20 protein-coding genes are annotated in these 17961 nt (G+C 51.4%); 12 read left to right on the top strand and 8 right to left on the bottom strand.

The features are described from left to right. Positions 1-11 precede the first annotated feature (11 nt). Entirely contained in the window at positions 12-329 is a 318-nt protein-coding gene (gene ppnP, locus MKX70_RS32690) for a pyrimidine/purine nucleoside phosphorylase (RefSeq protein ID WP_042233249.1), read from the top strand. A gap of 91 nt (positions 330-420) precedes the next feature. On the opposite strand, the gene MKX70_RS32685 is transcribed toward ppnP, so the two are convergent. The 5 genes from MKX70_RS32685 to MKX70_RS32665 all read right to left on the bottom strand — a co-directional run bounded on the left by MKX70_RS32685 (position 421) and on the right by MKX70_RS32665 (position 5001). Beyond that, positions 421-1212 (bottom strand): ABC transporter permease, encoded by a 792-nt coding sequence (locus tag MKX70_RS32685; protein WP_042233251.1) that lies wholly within the window; start codon positions 1210-1212, stop codon positions 421-423. A 9-nt stretch (positions 1213-1221) separates the two neighbouring features. Beyond that, the gene (locus MKX70_RS32680) at positions 1222-2052 is read right to left on the bottom strand and encodes an ABC transporter permease (protein WP_340841584.1); all 831 of its coding nucleotides are present in this window, start codon (positions 2050-2052) and stop codon (positions 1222-1224) included. A 51-nt stretch (positions 2053-2103) separates the two neighbouring features. Continuing rightward, entirely contained in the window at positions 2104-2919 is an 816-nt protein-coding gene (locus MKX70_RS32675) for an ABC transporter ATP-binding protein (RefSeq protein ID WP_340841583.1), read from the bottom strand. 534 nt (positions 2920-3453) lie between these two features. Further along, on the bottom strand, positions 3454-3927 hold the full coding sequence (locus MKX70_RS32670) for a GNAT family N-acetyltransferase (RefSeq protein ID WP_340841582.1): 474 nt from the start codon (positions 3925-3927) through the stop codon (positions 3454-3456). A gap of 171 nt (positions 3928-4098) precedes the next feature. After that, entirely contained in the window at positions 4099-5001 is a 903-nt protein-coding gene (locus tag MKX70_RS32665; RefSeq protein WP_042233259.1) for an NAD(P)-dependent oxidoreductase, read from the bottom strand. Positions 5002-5263: 262 nt separating this feature from the next. Here MKX70_RS32665 and MKX70_RS32660 point away from each other — a divergent pair, with 262 nt between their 5' ends. From MKX70_RS32660 to MKX70_RS32650, 3 genes are all read left to right on the top strand, one after another. Then, positions 5264-6619 carry a glucose-6-phosphate isomerase gene (locus MKX70_RS32660; RefSeq protein WP_042233261.1) on the top strand — a complete coding sequence of 452 codons (1356 nt, stop codon included), beginning with the start codon at positions 5264-5266 and terminating at the stop codon, positions 6617-6619. Between the two features lie 128 nt (positions 6620-6747). Next, entirely contained in the window at positions 6748-7380 is a 633-nt protein-coding gene (locus MKX70_RS32655; RefSeq protein WP_042233263.1) for a YigZ family protein, read from the top strand. Positions 7381-7384: 4 nt separating this feature from the next. Further along, on the top strand, positions 7385-7966 hold the full coding sequence (locus MKX70_RS32650) for a TetR/AcrR family transcriptional regulator (protein ID WP_039296452.1): 582 nt from the start codon (positions 7385-7387) through the stop codon (positions 7964-7966). 148 nt (positions 7967-8114) lie between these two features. Here MKX70_RS32650 and MKX70_RS32645 read toward each other — a convergent pair whose 3' ends face one another. Further along, positions 8115-8516 (bottom strand): secondary thiamine-phosphate synthase enzyme YjbQ, encoded by a 402-nt coding sequence (locus MKX70_RS32645; protein ID WP_042233266.1) that lies wholly within the window; start codon positions 8514-8516, stop codon positions 8115-8117. A gap of 195 nt (positions 8517-8711) precedes the next feature. Here MKX70_RS32645 and cysT point away from each other — a divergent pair, with 195 nt between their 5' ends. The 5 genes from cysT to MKX70_RS32620 all read left to right on the top strand — a co-directional run bounded on the left by cysT (position 8712) and on the right by MKX70_RS32620 (position 13561). Beyond that, the gene (cysT, locus tag MKX70_RS32640; RefSeq protein WP_340841581.1) at positions 8712-9527 is read left to right on the top strand and encodes a sulfate ABC transporter permease subunit CysT; all 816 of its coding nucleotides are present in this window, start codon (positions 8712-8714) and stop codon (positions 9525-9527) included. Continuing rightward, positions 9524-10321, top strand: coding sequence for a sulfate ABC transporter permease subunit (locus MKX70_RS32635; RefSeq protein WP_042233270.1), 798 nt, complete (start codon positions 9524-9526; stop codon positions 10319-10321). The genes cysT and MKX70_RS32635 overlap by 4 nt, the downstream gene beginning before the upstream one ends. A gap of 2 nt (positions 10322-10323) precedes the next feature. Next, positions 10324-11388, top strand: coding sequence for a sulfate/molybdate ABC transporter ATP-binding protein (locus tag MKX70_RS32630; RefSeq protein WP_042233272.1), 1065 nt, complete (start codon positions 10324-10326; stop codon positions 11386-11388). A gap of 53 nt (positions 11389-11441) precedes the next feature. Further along, positions 11442-12506 carry a sulfate ABC transporter substrate-binding protein gene (locus MKX70_RS32625; protein WP_340841579.1) on the top strand — a complete coding sequence of 355 codons (1065 nt, stop codon included), beginning with the start codon at positions 11442-11444 and terminating at the stop codon, positions 12504-12506. A gap of 272 nt (positions 12507-12778) precedes the next feature. Next, positions 12779-13561, top strand: coding sequence for an MBL fold metallo-hydrolase (locus tag MKX70_RS32620; RefSeq protein ID WP_340789682.1), 783 nt, complete (start codon positions 12779-12781; stop codon positions 13559-13561). 92 nt (positions 13562-13653) lie between these two features. Here MKX70_RS32620 and MKX70_RS32615 read toward each other — a convergent pair whose 3' ends face one another. After that, positions 13654-13974, bottom strand: a complete 321-nt coding sequence (locus tag MKX70_RS32615) for a MazG-like protein (RefSeq protein WP_340789680.1) — start codon at positions 13972-13974, stop codon at positions 13654-13656. 499 nt (positions 13975-14473) lie between these two features. Beyond that, positions 14474-14929: an S-ribosylhomocysteine lyase gene (locus tag MKX70_RS32610; protein ID WP_340841578.1), complete on the bottom strand. Its 456-nt coding sequence runs from the start codon at positions 14927-14929 to the stop codon at positions 14474-14476. A 450-nt stretch (positions 14930-15379) separates the two neighbouring features. Here MKX70_RS32610 and MKX70_RS32605 point away from each other — a divergent pair, with 450 nt between their 5' ends. Genes MKX70_RS32605 through MKX70_RS32595 form a run of 3 tightly spaced genes read left to right on the top strand, consistent with a single transcriptional unit; the run spans position 15380 to position 17807 of the window. Further along, positions 15380-15961: a GNAT family N-acetyltransferase gene (locus MKX70_RS32605; RefSeq protein ID WP_042233281.1), complete on the top strand. Its 582-nt coding sequence runs from the start codon at positions 15380-15382 to the stop codon at positions 15959-15961. 14 nt (positions 15962-15975) lie between these two features. Next, complete coding sequence (locus tag MKX70_RS32600) at positions 15976-17346, top strand: ABC transporter ATP-binding protein (RefSeq protein ID WP_340841577.1); 1371 nt, start codon at positions 15976-15978, stop codon at positions 17344-17346. Beyond that, positions 17346-17807, top strand: coding sequence for an ATP-binding cassette domain-containing protein (locus tag MKX70_RS32595; protein WP_340841576.1), 462 nt, complete (start codon positions 17346-17348; stop codon positions 17805-17807). Before MKX70_RS32600 ends, MKX70_RS32595 begins: the two co-directional genes overlap by 1 nt. The last annotated feature ends 154 nt before the right edge of the window (positions 17808-17961 follow it).

The raw sequence follows: 17961 nt of genomic DNA, 5'->3' as shown, positions 1-17961 counted from the left end.
AGAATAAGCATATGAGTCAGTTTACGGGCGCGACAATTAAAAAAGCAGCGAACATCTATTACGACGGAAAAGTTACCAGCCGTACAGTTACTTTAGAGGACGGTACTAAGGTGACACTCGGTATTATGCTGCCTGGAGTATACGAATTCGGCACAGAAGGTCCAGAGACGATGGAAATCCTCTCCGGCAACCTTAAAGTACTGCTTCCCGGTACTGACGTGTGGAAGGACATCGACGGAACAGAAACGTTCCATGTTCCCGGCAACTCCAAGTTTGCGCTGGAAGTCTTCGCATTAACTGATTATTGCTGTTCTTACCCGATTGTGTAATTAATTATCAGAATGAAATATCCCGGCAGCCTAAGCTGCCGGGATATTTTTGTTTGTTCCACAAATCAATAATAGATGAAATAAACGGGAATCAGCTCCCCGTGCTTTTGTAATGCCTCACACCTATGCGCCAGATCAGCAGAGAGAGTCCGAGGAAGGCAGCTCCGGCGGGAAGTGAGAGGAAGCCGAGCCACTTAGGATAGTCCCAGCCGCATACTGTAGCTGCCGGATAGAAGCTGATGAACAGCATCGGCAACACAAAGCTAAACACCGATTTCAGTGCCCGTGGCATGTATGGCTCCGGGCAGCGGGTAATCTGGTAGCTTGCATTGGTCAGCAGATAAATCCAGTCGAGACCTTTAATAGTGAAGAAAGCAAGCCCTGAGGTCAGAACGAATACTCCGCAGTACATCAAGCAGCCTCCTGTCAGCGCCAGCGCCAGAATTCCGAGCCTGCCCGGCGTCAGGGAGACGCCCAGCTCCCCGAGCGCCCAACCTGCCGCACAGATTCCGGTGACAGGCCGGACCAGCCGGTGCAGATGGAATCTGGAGGCGGCAACCTGGACGAACAGAGAACGTGGACGGAGCAGCAGCCGGTCGAAATCTCCGGAGCGCAGCAGATGCCACGGGAAATAATCAAAGCCGCGGCAGAGGCTCTCGGCGAGTCCGAAGGAAGCTACAGCCAGTGAGTACACGAGGATGATATGGGCAACGGTCCATTCACCGATATTGCCAAAGCGGGAGAACAGCAGGACGGTGGCAATGGGATCAGAGACCACAACGGTTAGTACCTGAATCAGCATTAGCCACCAGCCCTTATATTCCATGCCGGACAGCAGATGCATCCGTAAATATTTGAAATAGATTTTACCTTCAGCAATCATTCGTTTGTCTCACCCTCCCTGGACGATAATGCTGTTCAGTCTACGTTTCATTATGATCCGGCCCGCCGCAATGAAGAGCATGCTCCAGAAGAACTGAAGCCCTATGCCGGGCAGCGCGGCGGACGGAGCCATGGTTCCTACATACAACTGCAACGGGATATCTGCGAACCCTCCAAACGGCTGAAGGTACAGGAAGGTCTGCATGAATTCAGGCCAGAGCCGCAGGGGGAGATAGGTGCCGGACAAGATACTGCTCACTAGTAAAAGCATATAGGTCGGCCCGTCCCCCCAAGTAATGTTTAAACGGATAGCGGTCACAAGCATGGCAAAGGCCGAGCAAAGCACAAACGCCATGACTACCGAGAGAAGAAAACAGAACAGTGCAGTTATTGAGGCTGGCCCACCCAGTGCATATCCTGCAGGCATCAGAAGACCCACAAACACGGTGGACAGGCCCCGAATCCAAGAGGTGCCGAGCTTGCCGGCAGAGCTTTTGACAAACCAGTGGGTATACAGGTTCATTGGCCGGCATAACTCGATCCCGACGTCGCCGTTGTTGATTTTGCCCAAAATCTCACTGTCGATGCTCATACTCTGCAGCACAAACAGCCCCTGGGCCAGCCACACATAAGATATCGTTTGCGGAAGACTCAGCCCGTTATTGTTCCAAGAGCCGTTCTCGCTGTATGTATAGAACACGGTGAACAGCACACATTCCATAAGCGCCCAGAACACGCCGACCATCATGCCTGATAGTGCTGATATGCGGTATTGGAGCCCCTCGGCCATTCTGATCCGGAAGAGGGAGCCACAGGCCCGGCATGTATTTCTGAAATTCATCTTGCACCTCCTGATTGATGAGCTTAGAGACACGGGTCCCGCCAAACGGGCTTAAGTCAAAGCCAAATCATTGTACATGGCAGCAATCATCGCATCTGTGTTGACCTTCATAACGACCTCAGGCGCATATTTCTCTTGTAGACCGGCGAGTTTTCCGTCATAGAGCAGTTGGCCGTGCCCGATCACCATGACCCGCTCGCATAAGGCCTCAATGTCATCCATGTCGTGAGTGGTCAGCAGCATCGTAACCCCGTGCTGGCGGTTCTCTGCCTTTAAAAAATTGCGCAGTGCGAGCTTCGATACCGCATCGAGTCCTATGGTTGGCTCATCCAGAAACAGAATTCTCGGCCGGTGCAGTAGCGCCGCCACCAGTTCACAACGCATCCGCTGCCCCAGCGATAGTTGTCTCACCGGTATCCTTAATAGTGTTTCCACACCAAGAGTTGCTGTTAACTCCGAAAGTCTCAGCCTGTAGTCTCCGGGGGGAATCGCATAAATATCCTTCAGCACATCAAAGGAATCAGCCACAGGTACATCCCACCAAAGCTGAGAGCGCTGGCCGAAGACAACGCCGATCTTGGATACATGATCTACGCGGTGCTTCCAGGGAACTTTGCCTAAAATGGTGCATTCTCCGCTGTCCGGCGTCAGGATACCGCTCATCACCTTGACGGAGGTGGATTTACCTGCACCGTTAGGGCCGATGTAACCCACCAGCTCGCCTTCAGCAATGTCAAAACCGATTCCGCCGAGTGCCTCTACCTGTGTCACATTCCTCATAAAGGCTCCTTTCAGCAGCCCCCATTTTCCTTCGGGCCGTTTATAGACTTTAAAGCTTTTGCGGATATCTCTGAGTCTGATTTGCATCCTAGTCGCCTCCTTCGTGGAGAAGATCATATCATTACAGGGGAATAGGAAGACATCAGCGCAAAGTACCTCCTTGATCCTTTGCTTCCAGTCCGAGGGGGGGATTCATTTATTTCCTTCGTTTTCCACAAAAATGCTTGTTATGTTGACATTTCTGTGCTACATTAATTTTATAGTTAACACAAGGAAATTAGATGTTTTTTTGTATATGTATCTCAAATACAACCTTTAACGTACCGGTGATGAGAATCACCGGTATTTTTGCGTTTTCTTATAAGAACTGAAAGATTTGATGAAACCAGTTGTTAATGCTTGCCATATAATCGGGAATTTGCTATCTTAATATAAGAACGTATGTTTGTGAATGTATACATAAGCTTTAACTATGAGGAGGCCGGAGAGGGCTGCTCCAGGCAGTGAAGAAAATGATCGAAGTGTTGATACCTGACGAACATCTGCAGCTGGAGCAGGAGGAGCTGTTCGGGATGATGACCCGAGAATGGCTGACCAGAGTAAACCGCGCCAGTTAAGGGCTCATTCCGCGGTAATCCGCTCATACTCCCAGATGCTCTCATTGTTCTCAATGTCCTGAATTTCTCCAGTCCGGACGAATCCGTGCTTCTGATAGAAGTAATGATTCCGGACTGCCCAGGAAGGTGTATCCAGTGTCCATTTCTTCGCCGCAGGATAGCTTGCATACAGGAAATGAAATGCCTCATGCCCGAGGCCCTGATTCTGATACAGCGGATCGATGAAGATCCGGCCCAAATGGCACTCCTCTTCACTTACCGGGATGATAATCATTCCGCCGATAATCTGTCTGCCTTTCAGGAATTTATAATAATGGCTCTTGTTCATCTGCTCTGCCTGCCAGGTCACGGAATCGTAGCCGGGAGGCCCGTCTTCTTCTTTGTTCTGATAACGCCGTGCATCTTCATCGAATGTTCTTTTCTGTACATCAGCCAATGCTGAAGAATCTTGCGGTTGGGCTAATTCAATGGATAGCATTTCATATTCCTCCTAAGGGATGTGTAATTGTACCGCCGGGCTTTATTCTATGCAGTTGTAGAGAATTCTGCCGTTATATTGGTTACAGTATCCTAATTAGAGTTCTATGCATAATGCTGCACAAGAAAAGACGCAGCCTGTGATCCGGCTGCGCCTGAAGTGGGAAGTCTGTTATTCCTTGCCGGTTGCGCCGCCGATCTTCTGGCCGATCCAGTCTTCGTAAGATTTCACCACAGCAGACAGGTCCTCATCCCCGTAGCCGTGATTGAAGCCCGCCTGGAACATACTTTTGGCGACACCAAGCATAGGGGAAGGTACGCCGGTGGAATCGCTGAGCGAGGATGCCAGCTTGAGATCCTTGAGCATCAGGGCAAGGGAGAACTGGTTGCTGAAATCATTATCAATAATCTTCTGTCCCTTCAGCTCAGCCTGCTTGCTACCTGCCGATCCGTTCTTCACCAGCTCGAGGAACTTATCTGCGGGAACACCTGATTTCACGGCAATGGAGAAGCCTTCGGCGAGTGCGACATTATGAATGCCGACCATGGCATTGTGAGCGAGCTTGGCTACGGCACCGCTGCCGTTAGCACCCATATGCAGCAGCAGTCTGCCCATGGAGTCGAAGATATCACGGTGCTCTTCAATCACAGCGGCGCTGCCGCCAACCATGAAGACCAGTGTGCCTTCGATAGCCGCAGGTTTGCTGCCAGTTACCGGAGCATCGAGGAAGCTGCCGCCCCGTTCTTCCACGGCTGCGGCAATTTCCTTCGCAAGCCCGGGCGAGATGGTGCTGGAATCCACAACGGTGGTTCCCGGTTGAAGGGTAGCCAGAATACCGTTATCACCGTAGAATACTTCCCGGATCGAATCATCATTACTGATCATGGTGATAATAACATTCTTGCCTTCAGCCGCAGCCTGCGGAGTTGCGGCAACCTTCGCGCCTTCCTGCTCCAGAGGTCTGCATTTCTCTGCTGTGCGGTTGTACACCGTAACCTCAAAGCCGCTGCGCAGCAGGTTAGACGCCATAGGCGCTCCCATCGTTCCGAGTCCGATAAAGCCGATCTGTTTCATTTCATTTCCACCTTTGCTCTTTGAGATCATAATATAGAAACTAAGTTTGTCTACATTCTATCAGATGGTCCTGGCATGTTCCACAGACAGGTTTCCGGTTCCGGACAGCAAACGCTTCCATGAAACTTTCATAAACATGGTTCCAAAGCCGGGGATATGCCTTAAGACCTTGCCAGTCAAGGCAAATTAAAGTATCCTAGATAATAATGTTGCAACAAACGGTGTCAAATCTAAAGAGATAAACAGGAGGCTACCATTACCGATGTCCAAGAAGATTAATTTTGACTACACCAAAGCCCTTTCCTTCTTCAGCCAGACTGAGATTGACTATTTCGCCGCTCCGGTGAAACTGGCCCACGAACAGCTGCATAACAAGAGCGGAGCAGGCTCCGATTACCTGGGCTGGATTGATCTCCCTACAGCGTACGACAAAGATGAATTCGCCCGTATTCAGCAGGCTGCCAAGAAAATTCAAAGTGATTCCGATGTACTGATCGTTATCGGTATCGGCGGTTCTTACCTGGGAGCACGCGCAGCTATTGAGGCGCTTTCTCATTCGTTCTACAATAACCTGTCCAAGGATAAGCGCAAGACTCCGGAAGTTTATTTTGCCGGCAACAACATCAGCTCCACCTACATCACGCATTTGCTTGATCTGGTAGAAGGCAAAGACTTCTCCGTGAACGTAATTTCCAAATCCGGTACGACTACTGAACCGGCAATTGCCTTCCGTATCTTCCGTGCGGCACTAGAGAAGAAATACGGCAAGGAAGAAGCCCGCAAACGTATCTACGCAACTACAGACAAGGAGAAGGGCGCACTCAAGAAGCTGGCTAATGAAGAAGGCTACGAGTCGTTCATTATTCCTGATGATGTTGGCGGACGTTATTCCGTACTGACACCAGTTGGCCTTCTGCCAATCGCTGTAGCCGGAATCAACATTGAAGAAATGATGCAAGGGGCCGCAGCTGCAGCGGATGAGTTCAACAATCCGGATGTAGCTACGAACCAGAGCTATCAATATGCGGCAGTGCGTAACGCACTTTACCGCAAAGGCAAGACTACAGAAATCCTCGTGAACTACGAGCCGTCCCTGCACTTTGTATCTGAATGGTGGAAGCAGCTCTACGGCGAAAGCGAAGGCAAGGATTACAAAGGAATCTATCCTTCCTCCGTTGACTTCTCTACAGACCTGCACTCCATGGGTCAATTCATTCAGGAGGGTAACCGCAATATCTTTGAAACGGTTATCCAGGTAGAACAGGTACAGCACCATGTATCGATCGAGTCTGATCCGGATGATCTGGACGGACTGAATTTCCTGACAGGCAAGACAATGGACTTCGTGAATAAGAAGGCCTTCCAGGGAACCATGCTGGCGCACACAGACGGCCAAGTGCCGAACCTGATCGTCACTATTCCTGACCAGACTCCTTATACTTTCGGCTATCTGGTCTACTTCTTCGAGAAAGCCTGCGGCATCAGCGGATACCTGCTGGGTGTGAATCCGTTCGATCAGCCGGGCGTTGAGGCTTACAAGAAGAATATGTTCGCATTGCTGGGTAAACCGGGCTATGAGAAAGAAAAGGCAGAGCTGGAAGCCAGACTAACTGAGTAGTTCACAACATAAATACGGATCATTCATACTAAGGTAAGTCATCAGGGAGCAGTCCATAGGTAACCATTACCTGGGCTGCTCCTAATATATATCAAGTTATCATATGTAGATTAAGGAATGGACAACAAATGCTGGAACAATACAGGACGGTACGTGCTTCCGGTTCACGGGAAGTCGTAATCCGTAAATCACGTTTCATCGGACATGTAATGCCGGTGGAGAGCGAAGAAGAAGCGATGCAATTCATTGATGACATCAAGAAGCAGCACTGGAACGCTACACATAACTGTTCTGCTTATATGATTGGTGAGAGGGATGAGATCCAAAGACAGTCGGATGACGGTGAACCGAGTGGAACGGCCGGGAAGCCGATTTTGGAAGTAATCCGCAGCCAAAAGGTTAAAAATGTCGCTATTGTAGTTACCCGTTATTTCGGAGGCATTATGCTGGGAGCAGGCGGACTGATTCGGGCCTATACAGACGGTGCAGTGCTGGCACTTGAAGCCGGAGAGGTGATCACCCGTGTGCTGAGGCGGGAGGTGTTCGTGGAAATCGAATACACCTGGCTGGGCAAGGTGGAGAACGCGCTGCGGGGCAGAGGCATCCAGACTGGTGAAACTTTATTTACGGATAAAGTTACGCTGCTATGTCTTCCGCGCAATGATGAAGGTGACGCATTTATCGCATGGATAACCGATCTTACCGGGGCGCAAGCCCAGGTTACGGAAGGGCGGCGGCTTTACTACAGCGAAGGGGAATAAATTTATGGCAAGAAGAGCAGTGGAGCAGGAATTGTCGAGGGAGAGGATACTGGAGGCGGCGAGGCATCTTTTTATAACCAAAGGGTACCGGGCCATTTCGATGCGCAGCATCGGCCAGCATCTGGGTTATAGTCACGGTTCTCTCTATTATCACTTCAAAGAGAAAGCTGAATTATTCTACGCAATCGTAGTCGAGGATTTCAATCATGTGGCTACACTGCTGAATCAGGCAATGAGCATGCCCCCTGAAGAGGGAATGACCCGTGTTGAACAGCTGATCATGGAGTTCATCCGTTTCGGGCTGGATCATCCGTACCAGTATGAGATCATGTTCATGATCCGCGATGAAGAGCTGCTTGCTTATTGTAGAGCAGAACAGGGCCGATGTTTCGAGTTGTTTGCAGGTATTGTCCGCCGTCATATGAAGGAAGAGGGATATGTCTCGGAAGACTGGCAAAGTGTACCGCTGACGCTGTTCTTGTCTGCTCACGGATTTATCTCCTATTATATTCAAGATAAGGTGCTGTTCGAAGATGTGAAGCAAGCCGCACTTACGCATGTCAAAGTACTAAGCCGCAGTTTATAATAACTGTTTTTTTTAACAATCCGTACTTTAGAGCGTTGCATTGGTATAACATTGATTGGCGAAAGTGTTATAGAAGCTATAAATAATATAGTGAGCAGCTCCGCAGGAACCGGCGAAGCTGCTTTTCTATAAGCATCATAAGACTGGACTAACCCCCGATGATTTTCAGATAACATTGCCGGTGTCTTGGACCATCGAACTCACAGAAATAGATCCCCTGCCAGCGGCCCAGCAGCAATGCTCCGTCGTGAATGATAATGGTTTGGGAAGGGCCTGCTGTGATTGACTTCAGATGGGAAGCGGTATTACCCTCGGCGTGGCGGTATTTCGGATGTTCCCACGGATAGACTTCATCCAGACGCATCAGCACATCATGTTTCACATCCGGGTCGGCGTTCTCGTTAATCGCAATCCCCGCGGTGGTGTGCGGACAATACACTACAATAATTCCGCTTCGCACTGCGCTTTTCTTCACATAAGACTGGACCTCGCGGGTGATATCCCGTAACTCATCCCGTTTGCTGGTACTGATCTCCATAGTATGAAGCATAATAAACTCCCCTCTCTTACATAGGCAAAATGATTGATATATATACTTTAACCCAAAAGCTACGAAAGTAATTGACGGCAGCAACCGGTGTTTGGTAAAGTAGTGATAACTTTAAACCAAGTATATTAATAGGAATAATTACAGCTTTAAAGACGAGTATACCGACCGGATAGCCGGAGGTGGGAGGCTTAACCATTGAATTCGTTAATTAGACACAAAGGCTGGACCTGGGGATTCCGTACAACTATTTTACTTTATTTTGTAGTGCTGATCGTGCTGCCAATACTCGGTGTCTATTACAATTCATTCTCGCTCGGTATTGGCAGTTTTGTCGAGAGTATTATGGATCCGATTGCCTGGAAGTCGGTCATATTAACGCTTAAGCTGGCGGTGATCGCCACACTCATTAACGTGCTGCTGGGGACGATGATTGCCTGGGTACTTATACGCTATAAATTTCCCGGTAAAGCGCTGCTGAACAGTCTCGTTGATCTCCCGTTTGCTCTGCCTACTGCCGTAGGAGGCCTAATGATTCTGCTGCTGTTGGGTCCGGGAAGCCTGATCGGCGGTTTGGCGGAGTCACTGGGGTTCGAGATTGTTTTTCACCAGCCGGCGATTGTCATTGCTATGGTCTTCGTCACTTTTCCCTTCGTGATCCGGGCGGTGCAGCCACTGCTGGAGGAGCTGGACGCTTCTGAAGAAGAGGCGGCGTATACGATGGGGGCTAAGCCCAGCCGGGTCTTCCTGCAGGTCATTCTGCCGTCGATGTCACCGGGTATGATTGGCGGGGGGATGCTGGCCTTCTCCCGGGCGCTCGCTGAATTCGGAGCGGTTGTGCTGGTGGCGGGCAATATTCCGGGGCGGACGCTGGTGTCTTCGGTATTTATTTTCGGCGAAGTTGAGAGTGATAATCCGGTGGGGGCCGCAGCGGTCTCGATCATTCTCCTGACCTTGTCCTTTCTGATTCTCTGGCTGATTAGTCTGCTGCAGATGCGGGGGAGAAGATCATGAGAAGACTCTGGATTATACTGACGTATCTCGTATTCTTCCTGCTGATTGCCGCGCCGCTGGGTAAAATGACAATCGGTGCCTTCAGCGAAGGCTGGGGCGGCTTCTGGAATGCCCTGACCCGCCCGGAGGCACTGCACGCGCTGATGATGACGGGGTTTGTGGTGGTTGTAGTGACGCTGCTGAATACGCTGTTTGGCATCATGATGGCCTTGTATCTGGTACGTGCAAATTGGCTGGGACGGCGCCTGAAAAGCCTGCTGAACAGCATCGTTGACCTGCCATATGCGGTATCGCCGGTGATCGGCGGTCTGATGATCGTTCTGCTGCTGGGTCCGGACAGTGCGCTCGGAGCGCTGTTTGAACAAATCGGAGTGAAGATCGTGTATGCTTTTCCCGGAATGGTGATTGCCACATTGTTCGTGACCTTCCCCCTGATGGTGCGTGAGGTGATGCCGGTGCTGCAGGAGATTGGCTCCCAGCAGGAGGAAGCGGCTTCGACGCTTGGTGCGTATGGCTGGACGACCTTCTGGAAAGTTACCTGGCCTTCGATCCGTTGGGCAGTGATCTATGGGGTGATTCTGACGGTGGCCCGTTCGCTTGGTGAATTCGGTGCGGTGCTCGTTGTGTCCGGCAATATTATGAACAAAACGCAGACTGCGACCACGCTGGTCTATCAGGATGTCGAGAATTTCAATGTTACGGCTGCAGGCGGTATAGCGCTGGTGCTGGCCGCATTCTCCGCAGGTCTGCTGCTGTTGATGGAATGGAGCAAGAGAAGAAAGGGTGTGCACTAGTTATGCATGTAGAGGTCCGGGGACTGAATAAGCATTTTGGAGATTTCCATGCCGTGAAGGACGTCAATTTCGGGATTACCAAAGGTCATCTGATCGGACTGCTCGGCCCGAGCGGAGGCGGCAAAACCTCCATCCTGCGTATGCTGGCCGGCCTTGAGACACCGGACAGCGGGGAGATTATTTTCCACGGCAAAACTGTGAATAACCTGCCGCCCCAGGAGCGTGAGATCGGCTTCGTGTTCCAGAACTATGCACTGTTCAAGCACATGACGGTGTTTGAGAATATTGCTTTCGGGCTGAAGGTCAAAAAAACTTCGAAAGATACCATCCGTGACCGCGTGGCCGAGCTGGTGGAGCTTACCGGGCTGAAGGGCTTCGAGAAGCGGTATCCGCATCAGCTGTCCGGCGGTCAGCGCCAGCGTGTGGCTTTTGCCCGGGCGCTCGCGCCTGAGCCGCAGCTGCTGCTGCTGGATGAGCCGTTCGCGGCGATTGATGCCAAGATCCGCCAAGAGCTGCGTTCCTGGCTGCGGGAGCTGATTGAACGTGTCGGTATAACCTCGATCTTCGTTACCCATGACCAGGATGAAGCGATTGAGGTGGCGGATGAGATTATGATCATCAACCAGGGCCGCCTGGAGCAAAAGGGTACGCCGTGGGATATCTACAAGGAGCCGAAGACACCGTTCGTGGCGACCTTTATCGGGGAATCGACGCTGATCGAAAGTGCTTCCGAGCTGAAGGGCTTCAAAGGGGCAGGCGGCGGAAAATTGACCAAGGCGCTGATCCGTCCCGAGTATATCGAGGTGGGCCATCTGCATGAATTCAAAATGGCTTCGGCCACCGAGCAGGGCATTGTGAAGCATCTGCATTTCCGCGGCAGCGAATGGCTGGTGGAGGTTGAGGTGAACGGACATAAGCTGGTAACGTACCGGTCACTGGAGAAGGAGACGCTGATTCCCGGTCAGCAAATTTCTGTGCTTGTGCACCGCGCCTACCTGTTTAATGATGAGCGGAGCTGGATTCAGGAGAACGGGCTGAAGGAAGACCCGATGCCTGTATTTATTTAATAAATATAACCCGTATGTAATTAAAAATATAAGATGTGGGATGTGTCGCCGGTATGAGGCTTTTCAGAAGGAGCAGACAACTGCACGGCTGGCTGGCTGTCTTAATGCTGGCGGTGCTCACACTGACCGCCGCCGGCTGCGGAAATGAGCAGGAAGGTTCAACTGCTGCTGCGCAGCAGGGGGACTTGACCCTGGTGGTCGGTGCGTACAGCGTAGCGAAGGATGCGATGGGCGAAATTCTGCCCTTGTTCGCGGAGGAATGGCAGGCCAAGACCGGCCAAAAAATTGTATTCCAGGAGTCCTATGAGGCTTCCGGAACCCAGGCGCGGGCGATTGCCGGCGGATTCGAGGCGGATGTCACTCTGCTGGCGATGGAAGGCGATGTTGAGAAGCTGGTCAAAGCGGGCCTAGTGGAGAAGAGCTGGAAGGGACGCGGCGAGGCCGGAATGGTCACACGTTCGGTTGTGGCCCTGGGTACACGGGAAGGCAACCCTAAGGGCATTCATGATTTTGCCGATCTGGCGAAGCCGGGCGTGAAGGTGCTCTATCCGAATCCGAAGACCTCCGGCGGTGCGCAGTGGGACATCAATGCGATCTATGGGGCGGGTCTGAAGCTGTCTGAGGAGCAGAAGGGGGCGAAAGACCCTGCTGCCGCGAAAGCTTTTCTCGAGAGCATACACGCCAACGTAGAGTCTCTGGATAAAAGCGGACGCGCTTCGATGGCGGCCTTCGAATACGGGGTAGGCGATGTAATCGTCACTTATGAGAATGAGCTGCTGGCACGGATAGCCCAAGGGGTAAAGTATGAGGTGATCATCCCGCAGAATACAATCCTGATCGAGAACCCCGCTGCAGTGGTGGACAAATATGCGGATGAGCATGGCACCCGAGAGGCGTCAGAGGCACTGGTGGATTATCTGACCACACCGGAGGCACAGGAGGTCTTCGCCAAATTCGGCTTCCGTCCGGTGAACGAGCAGGTCTATGCGGAGCATGAGAGCCAGTATCCGGTTCCTGCGGGACTGTTCGACATTAACTATCTTGGCGGCTGGAATGAAGTCCGTACAACCTTGTATTCTAAACGCGGGATCTGGTATCAGGTGCTGGCGGGGATTTAGGCGGAGAAAAAGGGATGGTAATAGAAGGTCAGACAAGGATGGATACTGATGTAGACTGAAGGAGATCGGGAGCCGGTGATTCCGCATACTGTGAAGTCTGAGTGACTAGGAGAGCTGTTCTGCGGCCGTTATGCGGTGCAGGACGGCTCTTTGTCTGTCCACGTGTTACGGGCGGAGGGGAAGTAAGAAGCGGGATGCAAGATGCAAAGCGGAGCCTGCTGTTTTATAATAAACAGGTTGATACATTGTGTAATGTGAGGGAGGGCTGGCTTATGGATACATTGGTTTTTGCGGGAACAGGGGATGCCATGGGCGTACCCCGGGTCTATTGCGACTGTGACACCTGTACGGAAGCAAGAACAAGTGGGCGCAATAACAGGCTGCGTTCTTCTGTTCTGATAGATAATGGCAGCAATTTTCTGATGATTGACTGCGGGCCGGATTGGCGGCGGCAGATGGAGCTGCTGGGGCACCGCGGCATGCGCAGACTGCTGGTGACCCATGCCCACTTCGACCATATCGGCGGACTGCCGGAATGGGCGGACAGCTGCCGCTGGATGGGCTACCGGGGTGAACTCTACGCTCCGGCGGAAGTGATTCCCGTCATTCAGCGTCAATACCCGTGGCTTGCCGGACACATCGACATGATTCCCTGCGATGACGGCATTTCACTGGACGGCTGGAGGATCAGTACGTGGCGGGTCAATCATGGCAAGAACGGATACTCGTACGCCTACCGGCTGGAGAAGGAGGATTATGTCTGGGTCTACTGCCCGGACTCCATTTCTCTGGGGCCGGACGAAACGAAGCCTATGCACGGAGCAGATCTGCTGGTGCTGGGGACCAGCTTCTACTACGAGGCAGCGGAGCTGTCCACCCGGTCTGTATACGATATGACAGAAGCGGCAGAGCTGCTGAACATTGTGCAGCCGCGCCGTGCGGTATACACGCATATGTCGCATGACGTGAATCTGGAGAAGGAATATATTTTGCCGGAAAAAGTAACGCTTGCCATTACCGGGATGAGGCTTCCGCTGTATCGGGAGAAACCCTAATCAGCCGGAGCAGCTTGTGATTTCAGCATGGACAATCCTGCCTGTATGTAAAGAAGCTCCGGATGCCCCGGAGCTTCTTTACATACAACCTGTTATTCTTGTCCAAGCAGCTTCTCAGTTTTGGATAAGAAGGTTTCCAGTGCTGAGGCGAAGTCGATATTCATCCGTTCAGCAAGAACCATCAACCACCACGCACATTCCCCAAGCTTATGCTCGAGTTCGGTTACAGTATCCCCTTGAGCCAGCCAGCGCCCCTGCTGGGACATCGTCAGACGGCCCACCAATCCGGCATCCGTCAGAAAAGCAAGCGCATCCTCTTCTACAGTCCACTCTTTACCATGATGCTGCCGCTCCAATTGATGATAAAGCTGTCTGATTTGAGCGGAGCGCAGAGCTGCTTCTTGAATATTCATGTTTCATCCCCTGCTTTCTTTTACCAATATAGCACTCTTAAGTAGACGGCAATATGTCATGTTACAATTACAGAATGGACAGGAGAAGCCTGCGGTGAAAGCTGCTTGTGAATCTGCCCCCGGCTTAATATGACATAATGTAGTCCTATTACATGGCGTATATTGAACTTGTAGTCTTGAACCTGTCAATTTAACCTGGAGAATGAAAAATTGCACATTTAAGCAGATATGGAGTGAGCGCGGGTGAACATGAATATGAGAACTCTGCAGCATGATTTTGAGCTGGATAATGCTATTTTTTTCGGCAGCTATGTCCTGGTGATAACAGATGGGAAGATGACAGGCGGGGGCGTGTGAACGGGTATGATGAACATGAGGTAGTCGTGGGAGGACGTAAACATTCGCGACACCTCTCAACGTTCGTTCTTACGCTACCTCCGCAAATTGAAATCGACTTTATATAATGAGTACGGATGCACGGCAGCAGCTTCCTTTCGTTCTAGCCTCTGAAGGGATCATCGCTGATTCCGGCATCCAGCACAATCCGGGCGTACTCCTTAGCGCTGAATAAGGAATGGTCCTTATAGTTGCCGCATTCCAGTGCAGAGACCGCAGGAACAACCTCTGTATCCAGTACTTTATGAAGAACCTTGGTTAGCGCGGCAGCGACGTCAGCAGGATTATGCTCATCCCAGATAATCAGATAGAAGCCGGTCCGGCAGCCCATCGGAGAGATATCGATAATGCCCTCCAGCTCATCCCGCAAATAGGTGGCCAGCAAATGCTCCAGCGTATGGACAGCGGCAGTAGGCAATGCGTCTGTATTCGGCTGCAGGAAGCGCAAGTCATATTTCTGAATCGTACTGCCCTTCGCATTCTTCTCCGTACCGGCAATCCGCACATAAGGGGCTTTTACCTTCGTATGATCCAATTGGAAGCTTTCAACCTTCGCCATCTTCTTCCTCTTCCCTTCTAGCTTTTCATATCAAATTATCACACCGGATAAAAGAAGTAAACCTGTATTGACCCGTACTCTCAGCGTCCCTCCAAGAGATACCCCGTCAGTTTCAGTCTCAAGACCGATCTCTGATTCCGTCTGCCGACGCTGGGGAAGAGTCCTCCAGTTCTGTAAACTGAAGTCATAATAGGCAATAGAGTTAAGAATGAATAGAGGGGTCTGGCATTTTTATGCAACTAATGTGTATATTTCTTTATTTTCAAGAAGAGTAGGACGCACTATAATAACGATATTCTAATGGAATATTTTAAAAGATAAGGATTTATATGCTTCCCGCCTACAAATATCCTTAGCTTTCTCGCTGAGACAGATGCCGTCATCCAAAGGACGGCGTAGCCGTTTCGCTTGTAATTTCATTAAATCGATTATCGTGGAGGGTGAAATTGAATGAGTGAGAATATGGTTCCGATTCTGCTGGATATCCCGGAGAGCTTTGAAACCGAGCGCCTGCTTGTCCGGGCTGCGCAGCCGGGGGACGGTGCTGAGATGAATGAGGCCATCGGGGAGAGCCTGAAGGAATTGCAGCCGTGGATGCCCTTTGCCCGAAGCATGCCTGCGGTGGAAGAGACCGAGCGATTTGTCCGGGAGTCGCGGGTAGCGTATCTGAAACGCTCTACGCTGAATATGCAGATCTACAGCAAAGCGGAAGGGAAGTTCATCGGCAACATTGGCCTGCATCACATTGACTGGGAGGTCCGCTGCTTCGAGACGGGATACTGGATCAGAAGCTCGTGCGCAGGCAACGGATATATTACGGAAGCGGTGAACGGGATTACGGATTTTGCTATCCGTGAGCTTGGGGCTAACCGGATTGAAATCCGCTGCAGTGCGCGGAATAAGCGGAGTGCCGCTGTCGCCGAGCGTGCAGGGTTCACACTGGACGGCATTCTGCGCAAAAGCACCCGCGAGACGGACGGGGAGCTCCACGACAGCAAGGTATATGCTAAGGTGCGTGGTACAGAATTTTAAAGGGAGATGATGATGTGAAGAAGAAGGGTGCTTTCGCCAGATTAAGTACATACATGCTGAGGCATAAGCTGACTTATACCATATTGCTGCTCGTTACCCTGTTCAGTATCGTACTTGATCTCACGATGGCCTGGTTTCTGGCCCGGATTACAGATGCTGCGGTCCGTCTGGATGTGGAGGCCTTCGAAGGTCTAGCCTGGTTCGGGGTTATATTCTTGGCTGTTGCCGGAATTAATACGTTTCTCAGTATGTATCTCAAAACCAATATATCAGCCAAAATCAGAAATGAGCTGCGGCAGGATATGATGGGACATACGCTGGCCTTGCCGCAGTCGTATTTTGACCGAAATCATTCGGGCGATCTCTTGTCCCGGTTCACGAATGACAATCAATCGGTCGGTGAAGCCTGCGGACAGGTCATGATGGACCTGCTGCGCAATCCGCTGCTGGCGGTGGCATCCTTCGCCTATCTGATCTATATTAATTGGCTGCTTGCACTGATCTGTCTGTCCGTAGGACCGCTGTTGTTCCTGACCGGCAAAGTATTTGGTAATGCGATGCGTGCCAACAGTGTACGGGTGCAGGAGAGTATGAGCAAAACGACGGCTTTCCTGAATGATATTCTGGGCAGCAGCATGGTGTTCAAGGCCTTCTCAATGGAGCGAAGACTGCAGAAGCAATATGTGGGATACAGTGAGAGCATTGCCTCCGGAGAGAAGAAAAAGGCGAGAATCGAAGGGGCAACGGGGGCTCTTTCCGCTGTGCTGGGTAACCTTACCTTTCTCCTGGCGCTGGTCATTGCCGGATGGTTCGTGGCCAACGGAAGGCTTGAGGTCGGAGCGATGATTGCCTTCATTCAACTGATGAATTATCTGGTAGGGCCGTTCTCGGTACTGCCGGGGCTGGTTGCTTCCATGCAGCAGTCGCTGGGTGCGGCGCAGCGGATTTTTGAAGTAATGGATGCTCCTGTTGAGGTTGATGCACTTCCTCACCAGCTGGTGGAGCAGCCCGATTTCAGGGTATTGCAGCTCTCAGATCTGTCATTCGGATATCCGGAGAGTGAGAAGCTGAGTCTAAACAAGGTAAGTCTGGAGCTGACGCAAGGGAAACAGATGGCGGTGGTTGGCCCGAGCGGCGGCGGTAAATCCACACTGTTCAAGCTGCTGCTCGGTTTCTACAAACCGGATGAAGGCGAAATTTCAATCAATGGCCAGCCGATTGGCGGGATGCCGCTGGAACAGCTGAGAAGTTATTTTGCCTATGTACCGCAGGAGTCGGGGCTGTATACGGAAGCATCCGTGACAATATCGAGAGCGGCAAGCCGGAGGCAACGGAAGAAGCGATTATTGAAGCGCTGCGGCAGGCGAATGCTTATGAGTTCGTAATGGAATTGCCGGACGGCATTCACACGGATATTGGGGAGCATGGCTCCAGATTGTCCGGCGGGCAGAAACAGCGCCTGTCCATTGCCAGAGCGATGCTGAAGAATGCGCCGATTCTGCTGCTGGATGAAGCTACGGCTGCGCTCGATAACGAATCGGAGAAAATGGTCCAGCAGGCGATCCGGAAGCTGATGAAGGATAAGACAACACTTGTCATTGCCCACCGCCTCACAACCATTCAGAATGCTGACATCATTCTGGTGATGGAGAACGGGGAGATTGTAGAGCGGGGCAGACATGAGGAGCTGCTTGCTGCAGAGGGGCGATATTCCGGTCTGTATCATTCGCAGCTGGACGAAGAAGTGGCGTCAGAGGGGCTGGAGAGCTGTAAGCCTGGTTTACAGCCAGCGGGAAGTGTGGAGTATGAGAAGCCGGGTCTGGAGATCGCGGTAGGCGAAGCCTAATATCAAGGGATCAATATAACTGTCTTCAGGGTAGCCTACGGCCTTCCCGAAGCATAAACAGCGGGTTTCCGGTTATGGGGGCCCGCTGTTTTTGTCGGATTTTTTTGTTGCGAATGACAGTTCTCACATACAGAGTCAGTAGTCACAAAATATA

The sequence above is a fragment of the Paenibacillus sp. FSL R7-0312 genome, assembly GCF_038004445.1.
In the GTDB taxonomy this organism is placed as follows: domain Bacteria; phylum Bacillota; class Bacilli; order Paenibacillales; family Paenibacillaceae; genus Paenibacillus_AQ.
The sequence above is the reverse complement of the archived record's forward strand: the minus strand, read 5'-3'. Positions and strand labels throughout refer to the sequence as shown.